Here is a 15,946-nt window from a genome sequence, read left to right as displayed (position 1 = left end):
GCGTGGCAGAACAGACAGCACCCCCTCAGAGCCCCGGCGCCCTCGGCGCACAGGGCGCGGATACGGAGAAGCCGGACGGCGCCGTCGTCCGGGACGCCCTCGGCGTGGGCATAGCCGTGGGTCTCTCCGGGTTCGCCTTCGGCGTGACATCGGCAGGCTCCGGACTGAGCCTTCTCCAGACCTGCGCGTTGAGTCTCCTCGTCTTCACGGGAGCCTCCCAGTTCGCCCTCGTGGGTGCCCTCGCGGCCGGCGGCAACCCCTACACCGCCGCGGCAGGAGCGTTCTTCCTGGGCATCCGCAACGCCTTCTACGGGCTACGGCTGTCACAGCTCCTCGCCCTGCCGCGCTTCCTGCGCCCCCTGGCCGCCCACTGGGTCATCGACGAGACGACCGCCGTCACGCTGCCCCAGCCCACCAGACGTGCCGCGCGTATCGGCTTCACCGTCACCGGGCTCACCCTCTACGTCCTGTGGAACCTGACCACGCTGGGGGGCGCGCTCGGGGCGAAGGCGCTCGGCGACACCGCCGCCTGGGGACTGGACGCGGCGGGCCCCGCCGTGTTCCTCGCGCTGCTCGCGCCGATGCTGAAGAGCACCACGGAGCGCGTCACAGGGGCGCTGGCGGTCCTGCTGGTGCTGGGCCTTCTGCCGGTGCTGCCGGCGGGCGCGCCCGTGCTGGTGTCCGCGCTGGCCGCTCCGGTCGTCCTGTTCCTGAGCGGCCGGGGCAAGAACGGCTCGGACGAGACCGCCACCGGTGGCGCGGCGCACGGGGAGGGCCGATGAACATCTGGATCGCCATCGGGCTCACCGCCGCCGGTTGCTATCTCGCGAAACTCCTGGGGCTCCTGGTACCTGCCGGAGTTTTGGAACGCCCCCTGGTGCAGCGGCTGGCGGCACTCATGCCGGTGGCGCTGCTCGCGGCCCTCACCGCTCAGCAGACCTTCGCCGACGGACAGCAGCTGGTGCTGGACGCCAGAGCGGCAGGGCTCGCCGCGGCGGCGCTCGCCCTCGTCCTGCGGGCGCCCTTCCTGGTCGTCGTCGGTACCGCCGTCGTGGTCACGGCTGCCGCGCGCGCCCTGTTCTGAGGCGGGCAGGTCAGCGCGGACCGCGGCCGTACGCCCGGAGGGTCTGCAGCGCCTTGAGCGTCACGATCGGACGGCCCTCCAGGGCCGTCCCCGGGGCCCACCGGCGCCAGTTGACCGGCCAGCCGCCGTCCTCCTCCTGCTCGGCCGCAAGATGATCCAGAGCGCTCTCCAGCTCGCTCTCGTTGAACCAGCGACGGGCGAGCGACCCGGGTGTGCGGGCGTAGTCGTACGGGAAGTGGTGTTCCCCCGGGGCGTAGCCAGGAGCCACCGGGTACTCCGCGCGGCGCCGGGGATCGAGCACCACCAGCCGCTGCTCACGCACCAGTTGCCCCAGCCGGTCGGCTGCCGATTCGGCGCGCGCACGGTCGGGAACGCCGTCCAGGAAGGCTACGGCGGCCTCGATCTCGTACGGATGGGACTGCTCCAGGGCGTCGACGGCGGCCCAGCAGAAGTCGGTGGCCCGGAAGAGCCAGGCGTGCCACACCTGATTACGGTGCAGAAGTCCGACCACCGGGCCCGTCGCCAGCAGCTCGGCGGGCGGGTCGTCGACGACGGGGATGAAGGGTGCCGCGGGGTAGCCACGCTGGGAGGGATGGAGCGCGGGCAGAGCGCCTTCCTTGGTCGACACGTCCGTCAGATAGCGGCAGATCCGTTCCACGCGCATCCCACCGCAGCGGCCGATGGAATCGAGGACGCTCAGCGCATGAGCGGTGTGGAGCGGCTGACTCACCGGTCCGCGAAGATCGGGTTCGAGCGCGTGACCGTAGCCACCGTCCTCGTTCCGATAGGCGTCGAGCGCGGTCTCGACGGGGTCCGCGCTTCCTCCCAGGAAGAGATGGGCGAACCGCCGCTGTTCGAGGACGCGTGCGGTGAGCCAGATGAACTGCTCGGCGCGGGCGAGGGGATTTGCTCCGGTTCCAGCCATGGAACCGACCGTAGAGGGGAAAACGTCGTCGGCAGGGCCCTCCGGCCCGGCTGCACTCTCAGGAGCGGGATACTGAGGGCATGCGGTTGACGATTTTCTGGGAACGGATGGCGGATCACTTCGGCGAGGCCTACGCCGACTCCTTCGCGCGCGATCACGTCATGGCGGAGCTCGGCGGCCGTACGGTACACGAGGCCCTGGCCGCGGGGTGGGAGGCCAAGGACGTCTGGCGGGGGGTCTGCTCGGCGGTCGGAGTGCCCCCGGACAAGCGCTGAGCGACGTGGTCATGCCCGCCGGCACGGCCGCGTCACCCGCGTCACCCGCGTCGGTCCCTGCCGGGCCGGGGGACCGGCTGTCACCGCGGTGAGCGAGACTTGTCGCGTGGCACCGACAGACGAGACAGCCCAGACCCAGCCGCCCGCCTCGCCGCCCGCACCACCGAGTCCGCCGCCCGGCACCGGCCCCGTCCGCATGCCCGGCTGGCTGCCGCGTGCGATGGTCATGGCACTGGCGCTCTACGGGTGTTTCCAACTGAGCAGCTGGGCCTTCTACCAGCTCATCGGGCTGCTGACCAACATCCTCATCGCCTTCTTCCTGGCCCTGGCGATCGAGCCCGCCGTCAGCCGCATGGCCGGGCACGGGATGCGCCGGGGACTCGCCACCTTCCTGGTCTTCCTCGCCGTGCTGATCGCCGGCGTCGGCTTCATCCTCCTGCTCGGCTCGATGCTCGCCGGCCAGATCGTCGACATGGTCGAGGAGTTCCCCAAGTACCTCGACTCGGTGATCAACTGGGTCAACCAGACCTTCCACACGGAGCTCTCCCGGGTCGAGGTGCGGGACAGCCTGTTGCACTCCGACTGGCTCCAGAAGTACGTGCAGAACAGCGCTACGGGCGTGCTCGACGTCTCGACCACCGTCCTCGGCGGTCTGTTCCGTCTGCTGATGATCTTCCTGTTCTCGTTCTACTTCGCGGCCGACGGCCCCCGGCTGCGGCGCGCGCTCTGCTCCGTACTGCCGCCCTCCCGGCAGACCGAGGTGCTGCGCGCCTGGGAGATCGCGGTCGACAAGACCGGCGGCTACATCTATTCGCGCGGACTGATGGCGCTGATCTCCGGCGCGGCGCACTACGTCCTGCTGGTGGTCCTCGGAGTGCCTTACGCGCCGGCGCTCGCGGTCTGGGTCGGCCTCGTCTCGCAGTTCATCCCCACGATCGGTACGTATCTGGCCGGCGCCCTGCCCATGCTGATCGCCTTCACGGTCAATCCCTGGTACGCGCTGTGGGTGCTCGGTTTCGTCGTGGTCTACCAGCAGTTCGAGAACTACGTGCTGCAGCCGAAGCTCACGTCCAAGACGGTCGACATCCATCCCGCGGTCGCCTTCGGCTCGGTGGTCGCGGGTACCGCGCTGATGGGAGCCGTCGGAGCGTTGATCGCCATTCCGGCTGTCGCCACTCTCCAGGCGTTCCTGGGCGCGTATGTGAAGCGCTACGACGTGATGGACGACCCGCGGGTGCAGGGCGGTCACCACTGGCGCCGTGGCGAGCCGGTGCTGTCGAGGTTCCGCCGCGCCGTGGGGGGCGGCCGGCGGGGCGGGGGTCCGGCCGACGGCAATGCGTGACACCGGCCGGCAGGTCCGGAGCCTGGGCCTCCACCAGGTGCCGTCCGAATTCGATGTGAGGCCCGCCGCAGTTCATTGACTTGCTCGATGTCGACTGCTATAAGCGGCTACCCTCGGCCGTATCGGCCCGGCGTGGTGCGCTTGACACTGAAATCGAACATCCATTCTCATGGGATTCCGGCCGGGTTTTGCCGGGCCCGACCGTGGAGTTGTCCACAGGCCGGGAGGACGTCGAGGCCCATTGTCAGTGGCAGGGGTTAGCGTCTGTGACGTGAAGCGATCGACTCAAGCAAATCGGGTGGAACCCATGGCAGGAACCGACCGCGAGAAGGCGCTGGACGCCGCACTCGCACAGATTGAACGGCAATTCGGCAAGGGCGCGGTGATGCGCCTCGGTGAGCGGCCGAACGAGCCGATCGAGGTGATCCCCACCGGGTCCACCGCGCTCGACGTCGCGCTCGGCGTCGGCGGGCTGCCGCGCGGCCGCGTGGTGGAGGTGTACGGCCCGGAGTCCTCCGGCAAGACGACGCTGACGCTGCACGCCGTGGCGAACGCGCAGAAGCTCGGCGGCTCGGTGGCGTTCATCGACGCGGAGCACGCTCTGGACCCGGAGTACGCGAAGAAGCTCGGCGTCGACATCGACAATCTCATCCTCTCGCAGCCGGACAACGGCGAGCAGGCGCTGGAGATCGTGGACATGCTCGTCCGCTCGGGCGCGCTCGACCTGATCGTGATCGACTCCGTCGCGGCCCTGGTGCCGCGAGCGGAGATCGAGGGCGAGATGGGCGACTCGCACGTCGGTCTGCAGGCCCGTCTGATGAGCCAGGCACTCCGGAAGATCACCAGCGCGCTCAACCAGTCCAAGACCACCGCGATCTTCATCAACCAGCTGCGCGAGAAGATCGGTGTGATGTTCGGCTCGCCGGAGACCACGACCGGTGGCCGGGCGCTGAAGTTCTACGCCTCGGTGCGTCTGGACATCCGGCGTATCGAGACGCTGAAGGACGGCACCGACGCCGTGGGCAACCGCACCCGCGTCAAGGTCGTCAAGAACAAGGTGGCGCCGCCGTTCAAGCAGGCCGAGTTCGACATCCTCTACGGACAGGGCATCAGCCGTGAGGGCGGTCTGATCGACATGGGCGTGGAGCACGGCTTCGTCCGCAAGGCCGGCGCCTGGTACACGTACGAGGGCGACCAGCTCGGCCAGGGCAAGGAGAACTCCCGCAACTTCCTCAAGGACAACCCCGACCTGGCCAACGAGATCGAGAAGAAGATCCTCGACAAGCTCGGCGTCGGTGTCCGTCCGGAGGATGCCGCGGCGGAGCCCGCAGCCGATGCCGCGGTCACCACGGGTGCCCCGGCCGACGGGGCGGCCAAGTCGGTACCGGCTCCCGCGACCAAGGCCAAGCCTGCCAAGGCCGCAGCGGCCAAGAGCTAGGCCGTGACGCGTCGCACGGAGTGGCCGGGCACCGACGAAGGTGCGGGCCCCGGCCCCGAGTACGCCGCAGAACCGTCCGGGGGCCCCCCGGAGCCCGGCCGGGGGGCCGGGTTCGGCGAGGGGGCGGGCCGTCGTTCCCGCTCCCGCTCCAGAAGCAGCGGTTCCCCTTCCTCGTCGAGGGCCGAGAAGGGGGAACCGCGAGACCCGGTCGAGCAGGCGCGCAACATCTGTCTCAGGCTGCTGACCGGAACCCCGCGCACCCGTAAGCAGCTGGCTGACGCGCTGCGTAAGCGGGAGATTCCCGACGAGGCCGCTGAGGAAGTGCTCTCGCGGTTCGAGGACGTGGGACTGATCGACGACGCCGCGTTCGCGGACGCGTGGGTCGAGTCCCGGCACCACGGGCGAGGGCTGGCCCGGCGTGCCCTCGTGCGGGAACTGCGCACCAAGGGGGTGGACCCGACAGTGATCGACGAGGCGGTCGGGCAGCTCGACCCCGAGCAGGAGGAAGAGACCGCCAGGGAACTCGTCGGGCGCAAGCTGCGCTCCACACGGGGGCTGGACCGCGACAAGCGTCTGCGTCGGCTCGCGGGCATGCTCGCGCGCAAGGGGTACGGCGAGGGGATGGCTCTGCGCGTGGTGCGTCAGGCGATCGAGGCGGAGGGGGAGGACATGGAAGGGCTGGACGAGCCCTTCTGACCGGTGGAACGGGAGGCGGGAGAAGCGGGGGAGCACGCAGCCGGGCCGGCGTGGGGATCGGGCCCCGGCCGGCGCGGGGCCTCGGGGGATGAGCACGTAGGTCACGGGGGCGGTCTGCTGCGGTGGCGGAGGGGGCCATCGCAGCAGACGGCACGCCCGGTGCCGGAGAGGGGCGGGTGGAGGCGGGGCTCAGTGTCCTGCCAGGGACGCGCGGTGGATCGTGGCGTCGATCAGGGCCAGTGCGTCGGCGGCGGTGCGGCCGGGGTGCCGGTTCCAGGGGCCGATCAGGCCGGACCAGCCCTGCGAGCGCAGCTCGGTGATCATCCACGCACCGGCACGGTCGACGGTGTCGAGCGACCCGAAGCCGAGCCGGTGGGCCGTCAGCATGGCCCCGCAGAGGCAACGCGCGCCACGGGCGTTGCGCAAGCGATAGGGGGCGTTCTGCCAGCCCCACTCGGTGAGGATATGCCGGGCGTAGCCCAGATGGGTGGACGGGCGCACATCGGGCTGTCCGAGACGGCGCCACGCGTGCAGACGCTCGGGCAGTACAGCGCCGAGGCGCCCGGGCAGCGGACGCTGGCGCGGCTGTCGCGGAGGCAGGGCCCGCAGGGAGTCCTCGACGAGCTGGTCGACAGGCACGGACAGCAGGTCCCGCCAGTCCGCCGAGGGCGCGGGCCGCGTCTCGTCGTCCGAGCTCGGGGGTGCGGTCGGGCGTGCGGGCTCCCGGGTGGTCTGCTCCCAGCCTGTGACGATGCGCTGCCACGCGTCGGTGTCATGGAGCCGGGAGGCCTGTGCGTCGAGCTGGTCCGGGGTGAGCTGAGCGGTTTCCATCGGCGCGACATCTCCGTACATTCCGGTCCTCAGTGATGAGGCGAATGTCCGTCGCGCGCGGTGATTGCTCCACCGGGGAGCAGCGTTCGGGTGGGTCGGAGCGTCGTTCGGCCCAGTGAGCGGCCGGATGCCAGGTGACTGCGCCACCGGTCATCCGGCCATCCGTCAATCGATCACCGGAAGGTCATCGGAAGCGAGCGGCCGTCGGCACGGAGTGGTGGCGGCCCCGTCGCACGAGGTCGGTCGCTCCAGGTGTTCTTCCGGTCACGGAGCGACCGGAAGCCCGGCCGCGCGCCACGCCTGGAAGCCGCCGGTCAGATCCGTGGCCCGGTGCAGTCCCAGCTGTCGCAGGGAGGCCACCGCGAGACTCGACGCGTAACCCTCGTTGCAGATCACCACGACCCGCAGATCATGGCCCACCGCCTGCGGGGCACGGTGGCTCCCCTGCGGATCGAGCCGCCACTCCAGCTCGTTGCGCTCGACGACCAGAGCTCCGGGGATCAGGCCGTCCTTCTCGCGCAGCGCCGCGTAACGGATGTCGACCAGCAGCGCGCCTTCGGCAGCCTCGGCTGCGGCCTCCTCGGGGCCGATCCGCTCATAGCCCGCCCGCACCCGGTCGAGCAGTTCATCGATGCCCACCGGGTTCTGGTGGCCCTGGTCCTCCGCGTCGCTCACTGCCAGTCCTCCGGGCGCTCGGTCTGCTCCAGGCGCAGCACCGCTCCCGTGCGGCTGTAGCGGCGGATCTGCGGCAGGGGCGGGTAGTACGCGTGCACCGAGACGGCGTGCTCGTCGCCGGACTCGTTGAGTACCTCGTGGACGTGGTGGCGGCCGAAGGCCCTGCCCTGTCCGGTCGCCAGGAGCCGGTCCCGGTCGATGCCCTCGCTCAGTTCGAGGGTCTTCCAGCCGTCGGTGGGCAGTCGCGCGGCCAGCGAGTGCTCCCGGAGGGCGCCCGCTGCGACGGTGAAGGCCCCCGTCGACTCGGCGTGGTCGTGCCAGCCCGTGCCCGTACCGGGCGGCCAGCCGATCAGCCACGCCTCGCTGCCACCAGGACCCTCGAGCCGGAGCCAGGTGCGGCCCTCCGGGTCGAGCGGGAGCGAGGCGACGAGCGCGGCGTCCTCCGCGGTCCGGCGGACGAAGTCGAGCAGTTCCGCGGCGGTCGGGGCCGTGGAGCCCGTACCGGCGACGGCGGGCACGCTCGTGGCGTCGGCAGCGGGGACCGACGGGCCCGCTCCGACGGTGGACTCGGACGCGGGTGTGGGCAGGGTGGGAAAGGATGCAGACACAGGGACCGTCCTGGGATGTTCGCGTGAAAGCACGACCGCGCGCGAAACAGCGCGGCGTGCGGGAAGAGGCGATTCAGCAGGACGGGCGACACACGCAGCCCGCATAGCGGACGAGGTCCATATGGACCCTCCGCCACAGGCGCACATCGGTGTCGGTCATGATCTGGAGTACACCATGTGCGCCTGCGACGGTCAATTGACGTCCGCGGTCCGGTCGGAGCTCGTGGTGGTGCGCGCCCGGTCGCCGTGCGCCGTGTCCGGGGCACCCCCGCGCGCCGCGTCCGCCGCCGTGAACAGTTCGGCGGGCCGCACCCCGCTGAAGGCCGCGACGAGATGCCCGTCCGGCCTGACCAGCAGCACCGTATGGGCCGTCGCCCCCGGGTAGCTCTCGGTCACCAGCAGCTCGGCGTTCACGGGAAGGGCGTCCACCGCGTCGACGAGCCGGGGCATGACACCCGCGGTCAGCCAGTGCCGCCTGTCCCACACCCCCGTGCCCGGTGCGACCAGGATCACGAGCAGATGCCCCAGGCCCAGCCGGTCGCGCAGCCGCACCGTCTTCCCGTCGGGCGCGGTCACCCGCACATCGGCGACCGGCGCGCCGGGGTCCGTCCCCACCGACGCGTGCCCCTCGGCGCGTTGAGGCGAAAGAGGGGAGTGCGTGTACGCGGGGGGCGCGCCCAGGGGCCCGCACCCCAGATGGCCATCGGCCAGCAACGTGTCGTGCCCGCGCGCGGTACCGGGTACGAGCGTCCGGAGGCCCGCACCGCCCCGCAGTATCGGCAGCGACTGGTCGGCGGCGCGCAGCCGGGAGGCGACGGCGGCCCGGCGCTCGGCCTGGTAACTGTCGAGCAGGAGCTCGGAGGCACTCTGGTGCCAGGCCTGCGCCAGCTTCCAGGCCAGGTTCTCGGCGTCCCGCAGCCCCTCGTCCAGCCCTTGGGTCCCGAGCGCGCCCAGCAGATGGGCGGCGTCCCCGGCGAGGAAGGCGCGCTTGGACCGCCAGCGCCTGGCCAGCCGGTGGTGGAGGGTGTACACGCCCGTGTCCAGCAGCTCGTAGGCCGGCGTCTCACCGCACCAGCCCTCGAGGGTGTCGCGAATCCTGGTGATCAGGGCCTCGGGGGTGACCAGTTCGCCGCGCGGCGGAAGGAGCCAGTCCAGCCGCCAGACACCGTCGGGCAGCGGTCGCGCGGTGACCTCGGCACCGCCGGTGCGCCAGGGAGGGGACCGGTGCAGCACCGCCTCGCCCGGCCAGGGCAGTTCGGCGCGGAGCGCCGCGACAGCGTGCCGCTCGACCGCTGTGCGACCGGGGAACCTGATGTCGAGGAGTTTGCGTACGGTGGAGCGCGCGCCGTCGCAGCCCACCAGGTAACTCCCGCGCCACCAGGTCGATCCGGGCTCCCGGGTGTGCACCGTGACCCCGTGCGCGTCCTGCTCCAGGGTGTCGATCCTGCTGAACGGCACCATGGTGACCAGGTCCTGCGCGGCGACCGCGGCCCGCAGACCGCCTGCGAGGGCGTGCTGGGGCAGATGGACGGGTGAGGGCAGCGGTACGGTGCCCTCCTCCTCGCCCAGCGGTACGGCGCGTACCAGTTGCTTACGCCGCACCGAACGCCAGCCGGCCCACCGCAGCCCTTCGTCGTGGAGCGCCGGGCAGCCGAGCCGTTCCACCAGGTCCGCGGTGTCCTCGCGCAGCACGACGGTGCGGGCAGGGCGCGGTTCGTCCTTCCCCGGACCCTCGTCGAGCAGCACGGAGGGCACGCCCTGAGCCGCGAGGGCGAGCGACAGCGCCAGCCCGACCGGGCCGGCGCCGACGACGATCACCGGGTCCACGGTGTGAACCCTCCGGCGCTGGTGGGAGTGGCCGTGGAGGTCCTGGGGGCCGAGGGGGAGGAAGGGGGTGCGGCGGCGGTGGTTCGGGGCGCGATCACAGAACGAATGCAACCCACTGCCGGTGCTTGCGTCAAGCGACGGCGGGACCGGGCGCCCGCGTTGCCGCCCCACGCAACCCATGCAGCTCCCGCGCCTCAGTGCTTCGGAAAGCGTGACAGCCCGCCGGTGGACCGGCGGGCTGTCAGGAAGGTGAGGAGGGCTAGCGGCGCGAAGGTGAGGAGGGCGGACGGCGCGTCCCGCCACGGGACGTCCGGCCGCCTGTTCCGTCAGTCGGTCTTTCGGATCTCCTCGGTCGAGTCGGGCCCGTCTGCCGGGCCGTCCTCGGCGCGGGGCGCCGCGAGGCTGCCGACCGGGAGGATGCCCGGCGTCTCGGCGGCCGCGGCCATCGCGATACCGGTCTTGGCCCGCCGTCCGCGCTTCTCGATCCAGGTGGCCAGCGCCGACAGGAGCAGACACATCGCCACATAGATCGTGCCGATGACCGCGATCGTCGAGACGTACGGGTACTGGCTGTTGACCTGGGTGTTGGAGGCGATCAGACGCGCCGTCTGCAGCAGCTCCGGGTACAGGATGATGAAGCCGAGCGAGGTGTCCTTGAGGGTCACCACAAGCTGGCTGATGATCGTCGGCAGCATCGCGCGCACCGCCTGCGGGATCAGCACGCTGACCATGACCTGGGTCTTGCTCATCCCGAGGGCGTACGCCGCCTCACTCTGGCCCTTGGGCACCGAGTTGATACCCGCGCGCAGCACCTCGGCCTGGACGCAGCCGTTGTAGACCGACAGTCCGAGCGCCAGGGCCCACATCGAGTAGTCGGTGAGGAAGCCGACCCAGATGGCGTAGATGGTGATCAGCAGCGGGATCGAACGGAAGAGTTCGATGAACGTGGTCGCGACCCAGCGGACCGGCTTGTGGTCGGAGAGCCGGCCGATGGCGAGCAGGACCCCGAGGATCAGTGAACCGACAGCCGCCAGACCGAAGGCCTTGAGCGTGGCGAGCACGGCGTCGGCGATGTTCTGCCGGATGCCCGCGTAGTTGAAGATGTCCCACATCTCGGGGGCGAGGTGCCCCTTGTCGGACAGCCGCACCAGGCTGACCGCGATCAGGCCCAGGATGGCGAGGCTTCCGACCACGGCATAGATCCGGTTACGGACGGCAGCCTTGGGACCCGGGGCGTCGTAGAGAACGCTGGCACTCATCGGGCGACCTCCATACGACGCTCCAGCAGCCGGAAGAGACCGCTCATGGCAAAGGTGACGACCAGGTAGCCGAGGGCCACCCAGACGAAGACGGGCATGATCTCGTAACCCCGGTCACTCATCAGCTTCTGCCACCCGAAGAGTTCGGTGACGCTGAAGGCCCCGGCGATCGCCGAGTTCTTCGTGAGGGCGATGAAGATGCTGCTCAGCGGCGGGATGACGGACCTGGTGGCCTGCGGGAGAACCACGATCCGCAGGGTCTGGGCGAACGTCATGCCGATGGAGCGGGCAGCCTCGGCCTGCCCCAGGGGGACGGTGTTGATACCCGAGCGGACCGCCTCGCACACGAAGGAGGAGGTGTAGAAGCCGAGTGCCAGCGAGCCCAGCAGGAAGGGGCTCATGCCCGGGAAGAGGATCTCCGGCACCACGAAGAAGAAGATCAGGAAGAGAAGCGTCAGCGGGGTGTTGCGCAGCAGGGTCACCCAGGCGGTGCCGAAGAAGCGCAGCGGCGGCACGGGCGACACACGGAAGCCGGCGATGGCGACGCCCAGGACCAGAGCGATGACCGAGCTGATGGCGGTGATCGACACGGTGCCTATGAAGCCGTCGCGGTATTCCGGGAAGTTGTCGAGCAATACGTTCATGGGGTCTCCGCGTCGGCGGTCAGCGGCATCTGGGCAGGGGAAGGGGCGCCCCGTACGCCGCCGTACTCAGTGACGGCGGCGTACGGGACGCCTCACTCACGCGCGTGGCGTCAGTGACAGGACGTCAGCGACGGAGCTGAGTCAGTAGCTCTCGATGGCCGGCGGCTCGGTGTACTCCGAACCGGACAGACCCAGGGTCGCCTCGTAGATCTTCTTGTACGTGCCGTCCTCGATGTGGGTCTCCAGCGACTTGTTGATCGCCTCGCGGAGCACCTTGTCGTCCTTGTTCAGGCCGACGCCGTAGGGCTCGTCGGTGAACGGCTTGCCCACGACCCTCAGCTTGCCGGAGTTGGCGGCGGCGTAACCCTTCAGGATCGAGTCGTCGGTGGTGACGGCGTCGACCTGCTTGGTCAGGAGCTGCTGCACGCAGTCCGAGTACTTGGCCAACTCGACGACCTTCGCGCCGTACTCGGGCTTCTTGATCTCCTGGAGCGGGGTCGAACCCACGATCGAGCAGACCTTCTTGTCCTTCACCGACTCCTTGCCGGTGATGGAGGTCTCGTCCTTGCGCACCAGGAGGTCCGCGCCGGCCTTGTAGTACGGGCCCGCGAATCCGACCTGCTTCTTGCGCTCGTCGTTGATCGTGTAGGTACCGACGAAGTAGTCGACCTGGCCCTTGGAGATGGCCGTCTCACGGATGCCGGAGTCGACGGTCTTCCACTCGATCTGCTTCTCCGAGAAACCGAGGTCGGCCGCGATCATCCGGGCGATCTCCACGTCGAAGCCGGAACGCTCCTTCGTCGACTGGTCCTCGAAGCCGAGGTACGGCTGGTCGGCCTTGGCGCCGATGACCAGCTTGCCGCGCTTCTTCGCGTCCTTGAAGGTCGGCGAGTCGAGGTCGACACCGGTGGCGACGGTGTACTTCGGCAGCTCGGGGGCCTCGGACGAACCGGGCTTGACGCCCGAAGGCTTGTCGCCGGCGGAGCCCTCCTTGCCGCCACAGGCGGTCGCGGTCAGGGCGAGCACAGCGATGGCCGCAACGGCGGCCGACTTGCGGAGCTTCATGTGAACAATCCTCGTGTCGTAGGTCGTCGGTATCAGTGGTGAAGAATCTTCGACAGGAAGTCCTTGGCCCGGTCGCTGCGCGGATTGCTGAAGAACTGGTCGGGAGTTGCCTCTTCGACGATCTTCCCGTCCGCCATGAAGACCACACGGTTGGCGGCCGAACGGGCAAAGCCCATCTCGTGGGTGACGACGACCATGGTCATCCCTTCCCGGGCCAGCTGCTGCATGACCTCGAGCACCTCGTTGATCATCTCCGGGTCGAGAGCCGACGTGGGCTCGTCGAAGAGCATGACCTTGGGGTCCATCGCCAGCGCGCGTGCGATCGCGACGCGCTGCTGCTGACCGCCCGAGAGCTGCGCCGGGTACTTCTCCGCCTGCACGCCGACGCCCACACGGTCGAGCAGGGTCCGGGCCTTCTCCTCGGCGGCCTTCTTGTCCGTCCCGCGGACCTTGACCTGGCCCAGCATCACGTTCTCGAGCACCGTCTTGTGCGCGAAGAGATTGAACGACTGGAAGACCATGCCGACATCGGCACGCAGCCTCGCCAGCTCCTTGCCCTCCTGGGGCAGGGGCTTGCCGTCGATCGCGATCGCGCCCGAGTCGATCGTCTCCAAGCGGTTGATCGTGCGGCACAGCGTGGACTTCCCGGACCCGGAGGGCCCGATGACTACGACGACCTCGCCACGGGCGATGGTCAGATCGATGTCCTGGAGCACATGCAGCGCGCCGAAGTGCTTGTTGACGTTGCTCAGTACGACAAGGTCGTCTCCCGCAGGTGCGGCATCCTCGGCGGCCTTGGTCACTGAAACTCCGCTCATCGGCTTCTTGCTCCGTCCTCCTCGGTTAGGCAAGGACCCTAGTGACGCAGTGCTACCAGCGTCATTACATCTGAGCGGAAATTGAGCATAACGATCCGGCCGCAACCGGACACACCGCGTGAACGGGACGCCACGGGGCGCTCGACGGCATACCGGGTGGGTAACGGAAACCTGGTGGTAACCGGCAGGGACTTGACTGACCTACCAGTCATCGGCGTGGATGCCCTGGTACGGGGATGACGTGAATCGACGCTGTACGGGAAGGTTCGCCGGGCGGAACACCGGTGGACCGTCACGCACGGTTCGCGGTCGTCGCGAAGGAGCACGAGAAGACATGAGGCGGAGAGGGGGGCCATGAGACTGCTGCTCGTCGAGGACGACGACCACGTCGCGGCTGCCCTGTCCGCCGTGCTGTCGCGCCATGGCTTCAAGGTCGTGCACGCCCGCAGCGGCGAGGAGGCCCTCCAAGCGCTGCTGCCGGCCGAGAAGGAGCCCTTCGGGGTCGTACTCCTGGACCTCGGGCTGCCCGACCAGGACGGCTACGAGGTGTGCGGGAAGATCCGCAAGCGCTCCGCGATCCCGGTGATCATGGTGACCGCGCGGTCCGACGTCCGCTCGAGGATCCACGGCCTCAACCTCGGCGCCGACGACTACGTCGTGAAGCCGTACGACACCGGAGAGCTGCTGGCCCGTATCCACGCCGTAGCCCGGCGCAGGACGGCCGGTGAGGACACCGGGCCGACCCCGCTCGCGGCCCTGCGGATCGGGCCGGTCCACATCGAGCTGCCGACCCGCAGGGTCAGCGTCGACGGCCAAGAGGTCCAGCTCACCCGCAAGGAGTTCGACCTGCTCGCACTGCTCGCCCAGCGTCCCGGCGTGGTCTTCCGCCGGGAGCAGATCATCAGCGAGGTGTGGCGGACGAGCTGGGAGGGAACGGGACGCACCCTGGAGGTGCACGTCGCCTCGCTGCGCTCCAAGCTGAGGCTTCCCGCACTGGTCGAGACCGTGCGAGGCGTCGGCTACCGTCTCGTCCCTCCGCCGGCCTGAGGACGTCCGCCTCCCGTGCGCACCCGCCTGCTCCCTCTGCTCATCGTCCTGATGGCCGCCGTGCTGCTCGCTCTCGGCTTCCCGCTGGCCGTACGCGTGGCCGCCGCCGAACAGCAGCGGGTCGTCATCGACCGGATCGACGACACGGCTCGCTTCGGCGCGCTGGCCCAGTTCGTCGACGAACCCGTCCGGGGCACCGAGGAGCGGCAGCGCACCCTGCAGACCGAACTCGAGGCGTACGACTCCGTCTACGGGATCCGGGCCGGAGTCTTCTACCGTGACGACAGGGCCCTCGCCAGGGCGCCGGCCTCCTGGACCCTCCCCACCGAGGGGGAAGGGCGTGAGGCCTTCGCGGAGGCCCTCCTCGGCCGTCGCTCCCACGACCCGCCCCAGGTCTGGCCCTGGCAGAACGGCCGGATCGTCGTCGCCTCCCCGGTCGTACGCGACGGGGACGTGGTCGCCGTCGTCGTGACCGACTCGCCCACCGGGGACATGCGGTCCCGCACACTGCGCGGCTGGCTGCTCATCGCCCTCGGCGAGGCCGTGGCCATGCTCGTGGCGGTCGGTGCCGCGTTCCGCCTCACCGGATGGGTGCTCCTGCCCGTACGGACCCTGGACGCGGCCGCGCACGACATCGCGAGCGGCCGGATGAGGTCCCGTGTCGTCGCGTCCGGCGGGCCTCCGGAGCTCCGGCGCCTGGCGCGCTCGTTCAACGAGATGGCCGACAACGTCGAGGACGTGCTGGAGCAGCAGCGCGCGTTCGTCGCCGACGCCTCGCACCAGCTGCGTAACCCGCTTGCGGCGCTGCTGCTCCGGATCGAGCTCCTCGCACTCGAACTCCCCGAGGGCAACGAGGAGATCGCCTCGGTCCGTACGGAGGGCAAACGTCTCGCCCAGGTCCTCGACGACCTGCTGGACCTGGCGCTGGCCGAGCACACCGCGGCGGATCTCCAGCTCACGGACATCGCCGCGCTCGCCGGTGAACGGGTCGCCTCATGGCGTCCGCTGGCCGAGGAGAAGGGAGTACGGCTGAACCTGGACGGGGCACCCGCGGTGACCGGCTGGGCGGACCCGATCGCCCTCTCCAGCGCGCTGGACGCCGTCATCGACAACGCGCTCAAATTCACCCCCGGAGGCCAGGAGGTCCGGGTCACGGCCGGGTTCGAGGGCGAGGGCGCCACGGTCGTCGTCGCCGACCGGGGGCCCGGCCTGACCGAACAGGAGCTGGAGCGCGTCGGCGACCGCTTCTGGCGCAGCGGGCGGCACCAGAACGTCAAGGGATCCGGCCTCGGGCTGTCCATCTCGCGCGCCCTGCTCGCGGCGGGCGGCGGATCGATCCGCTACGGGACGCACGAACCGCACGGCCTGCGGGTGACGGTCACCGTGCCGCGCAACCCTCCGCACGCGTGAGT

Annotated in this window: 18 protein-coding genes; 8 read left to right on the top strand and 10 right to left on the bottom strand. The window is 70.1% G+C overall.

The window, feature by feature from the left end; translation table 11 throughout:
* Positions 1 to 2: 2 nt before the first annotated feature.
* Complete coding sequence (locus ACIQM3_RS35275) at positions 3 to 782, top strand: AzlC family ABC transporter permease (protein ID WP_401631852.1); 780 nt, start codon at positions 3 to 5, stop codon at positions 780 to 782.
* Positions 779 to 1,084, top strand: a complete 306-nt coding sequence (locus ACIQM3_RS35270; RefSeq protein WP_356710142.1) for an AzlD domain-containing protein — start codon at positions 779 to 781, stop codon at positions 1,082 to 1,084. The genes ACIQM3_RS35275 and ACIQM3_RS35270 overlap by 4 nt, the downstream gene beginning before the upstream one ends.
* 10 nt (positions 1,085 to 1,094) lie before the next feature.
* On the opposite strand, the gene ACIQM3_RS35265 is transcribed toward ACIQM3_RS35270, so the two are convergent.
* Positions 1,095 to 2,009 carry a hypothetical protein gene (locus ACIQM3_RS35265; protein ID WP_401631849.1) on the bottom strand — a complete coding sequence of 305 codons (915 nt, stop codon included), beginning with the start codon at positions 2,007 to 2,009 and terminating at the stop codon, positions 1,095 to 1,097.
* An 80-nt stretch (positions 2,010 to 2,089) separates the two neighbouring features.
* Between ACIQM3_RS35265 and ACIQM3_RS35260 the strand changes: the two genes are divergently transcribed.
* From ACIQM3_RS35260 to recX, 4 genes are all read left to right on the top strand, one after another.
* Complete coding sequence (locus ACIQM3_RS35260) at positions 2,090 to 2,284, top strand: DUF3046 domain-containing protein (protein WP_104789542.1); 195 nt, start codon at positions 2,090 to 2,092, stop codon at positions 2,282 to 2,284.
* A gap of 196 nt (positions 2,285 to 2,480) precedes the next feature.
* On the top strand, positions 2,481 to 3,626 hold the full coding sequence (locus ACIQM3_RS35255; protein WP_401631907.1) for an AI-2E family transporter: 1,146 nt from the start codon (positions 2,481 to 2,483) through the stop codon (positions 3,624 to 3,626).
* 307 nt (positions 3,627 to 3,933) lie between these two features.
* Positions 3,934 to 5,064 carry a recombinase RecA gene (recA, locus tag ACIQM3_RS35250; protein WP_356710146.1) on the top strand — a complete coding sequence of 377 codons (1,131 nt, stop codon included), beginning with the start codon at positions 3,934 to 3,936 and terminating at the stop codon, positions 5,062 to 5,064.
* Positions 5,065 to 5,067: 3 nt separating this feature from the next.
* Positions 5,068 to 5,760: a recombination regulator RecX gene (gene recX, locus ACIQM3_RS35245; RefSeq protein WP_401631845.1), complete on the top strand. Its 693-nt coding sequence runs from the start codon at positions 5,068 to 5,070 to the stop codon at positions 5,758 to 5,760.
* Positions 5,761 to 5,949: 189 nt separating this feature from the next.
* Here recX and ACIQM3_RS35240 read toward each other — a convergent pair whose 3' ends face one another.
* From ACIQM3_RS35240 to ACIQM3_RS35200, 9 genes are all read right to left on the bottom strand, one after another.
* On the bottom strand, positions 5,950 to 6,591 hold the full coding sequence (locus ACIQM3_RS35240) for a hypothetical protein (protein WP_401631843.1): 642 nt from the start codon (positions 6,589 to 6,591) through the stop codon (positions 5,950 to 5,952).
* Between the two features lie 264 nt (positions 6,592 to 6,855).
* Positions 6,856 to 7,272, bottom strand: a complete 417-nt coding sequence (locus tag ACIQM3_RS35235; RefSeq protein WP_401631905.1) for a rhodanese-like domain-containing protein — start codon at positions 7,270 to 7,272, stop codon at positions 6,856 to 6,858.
* A complete protein-coding gene (locus ACIQM3_RS35230) occupies positions 7,263 to 7,874 on the bottom strand; it encodes a cysteine dioxygenase (protein ID WP_401631840.1) in 612 nt (203 codons plus the stop codon). Before ACIQM3_RS35230 ends, ACIQM3_RS35235 begins: the two co-directional genes overlap by 10 nt.
* 73 nt (positions 7,875 to 7,947) lie before the next feature.
* Positions 7,948 to 8,034: a putative leader peptide gene (locus ACIQM3_RS35225; RefSeq protein WP_311605579.1), complete on the bottom strand. Its 87-nt coding sequence runs from the start codon at positions 8,032 to 8,034 to the stop codon at positions 7,948 to 7,950.
* A 32-nt stretch (positions 8,035 to 8,066) separates the two neighbouring features.
* Positions 8,067 to 9,701: an FAD-dependent monooxygenase gene (locus ACIQM3_RS35220; protein ID WP_401631837.1), complete on the bottom strand. Its 1,635-nt coding sequence runs from the start codon at positions 9,699 to 9,701 to the stop codon at positions 8,067 to 8,069.
* A 326-nt stretch (positions 9,702 to 10,027) separates the two neighbouring features.
* The gene (locus ACIQM3_RS35215) at positions 10,028 to 10,960 is read right to left on the bottom strand and encodes an amino acid ABC transporter permease (protein WP_401631834.1); all 933 of its coding nucleotides are present in this window, start codon (positions 10,958 to 10,960) and stop codon (positions 10,028 to 10,030) included.
* Positions 10,957 to 11,604 (bottom strand): amino acid ABC transporter permease, encoded by a 648-nt coding sequence (locus ACIQM3_RS35210; RefSeq protein WP_401631831.1) that lies wholly within the window; start codon positions 11,602 to 11,604, stop codon positions 10,957 to 10,959. The genes ACIQM3_RS35215 and ACIQM3_RS35210 overlap by 4 nt, the downstream gene beginning before the upstream one ends.
* 141 nt (positions 11,605 to 11,745) lie before the next feature.
* Complete coding sequence (locus tag ACIQM3_RS35205) at positions 11,746 to 12,669, bottom strand: glutamate ABC transporter substrate-binding protein (protein ID WP_401631828.1); 924 nt, start codon at positions 12,667 to 12,669, stop codon at positions 11,746 to 11,748.
* A gap of 32 nt (positions 12,670 to 12,701) precedes the next feature.
* A complete protein-coding gene (locus tag ACIQM3_RS35200) occupies positions 12,702 to 13,487 on the bottom strand; it encodes an amino acid ABC transporter ATP-binding protein (protein WP_356710160.1) in 786 nt (261 codons plus the stop codon).
* A 354-nt stretch (positions 13,488 to 13,841) separates the two neighbouring features.
* Between ACIQM3_RS35200 and ACIQM3_RS35195 the strand changes: the two genes are divergently transcribed.
* Together ACIQM3_RS35195 and ACIQM3_RS35190 are read left to right on the top strand one after the other, a co-directional pair.
* Complete coding sequence (locus ACIQM3_RS35195) at positions 13,842 to 14,534, top strand: response regulator transcription factor (RefSeq protein WP_393761949.1); 693 nt, start codon at positions 13,842 to 13,844, stop codon at positions 14,532 to 14,534.
* Between the two features lie 15 nt (positions 14,535 to 14,549).
* Entirely contained in the window at positions 14,550 to 15,944 is a 1,395-nt protein-coding gene (locus tag ACIQM3_RS35190; RefSeq protein WP_401631824.1) for a sensor histidine kinase, read from the top strand.
* The last annotated feature ends 2 nt before the right edge of the window (positions 15,945 to 15,946 follow it).

Origin of the sequence: Streptomyces sp. NPDC091271 (assembly GCF_044757505.1) — a bacterium.
Lineage (GTDB): Bacteria > Actinomycetota > Actinomycetes > Streptomycetales > Streptomycetaceae > Streptomyces.
The sequence above is the reverse complement of the archived record's forward strand: the minus strand, read 5'-3'. Positions and strand labels throughout refer to the sequence as shown.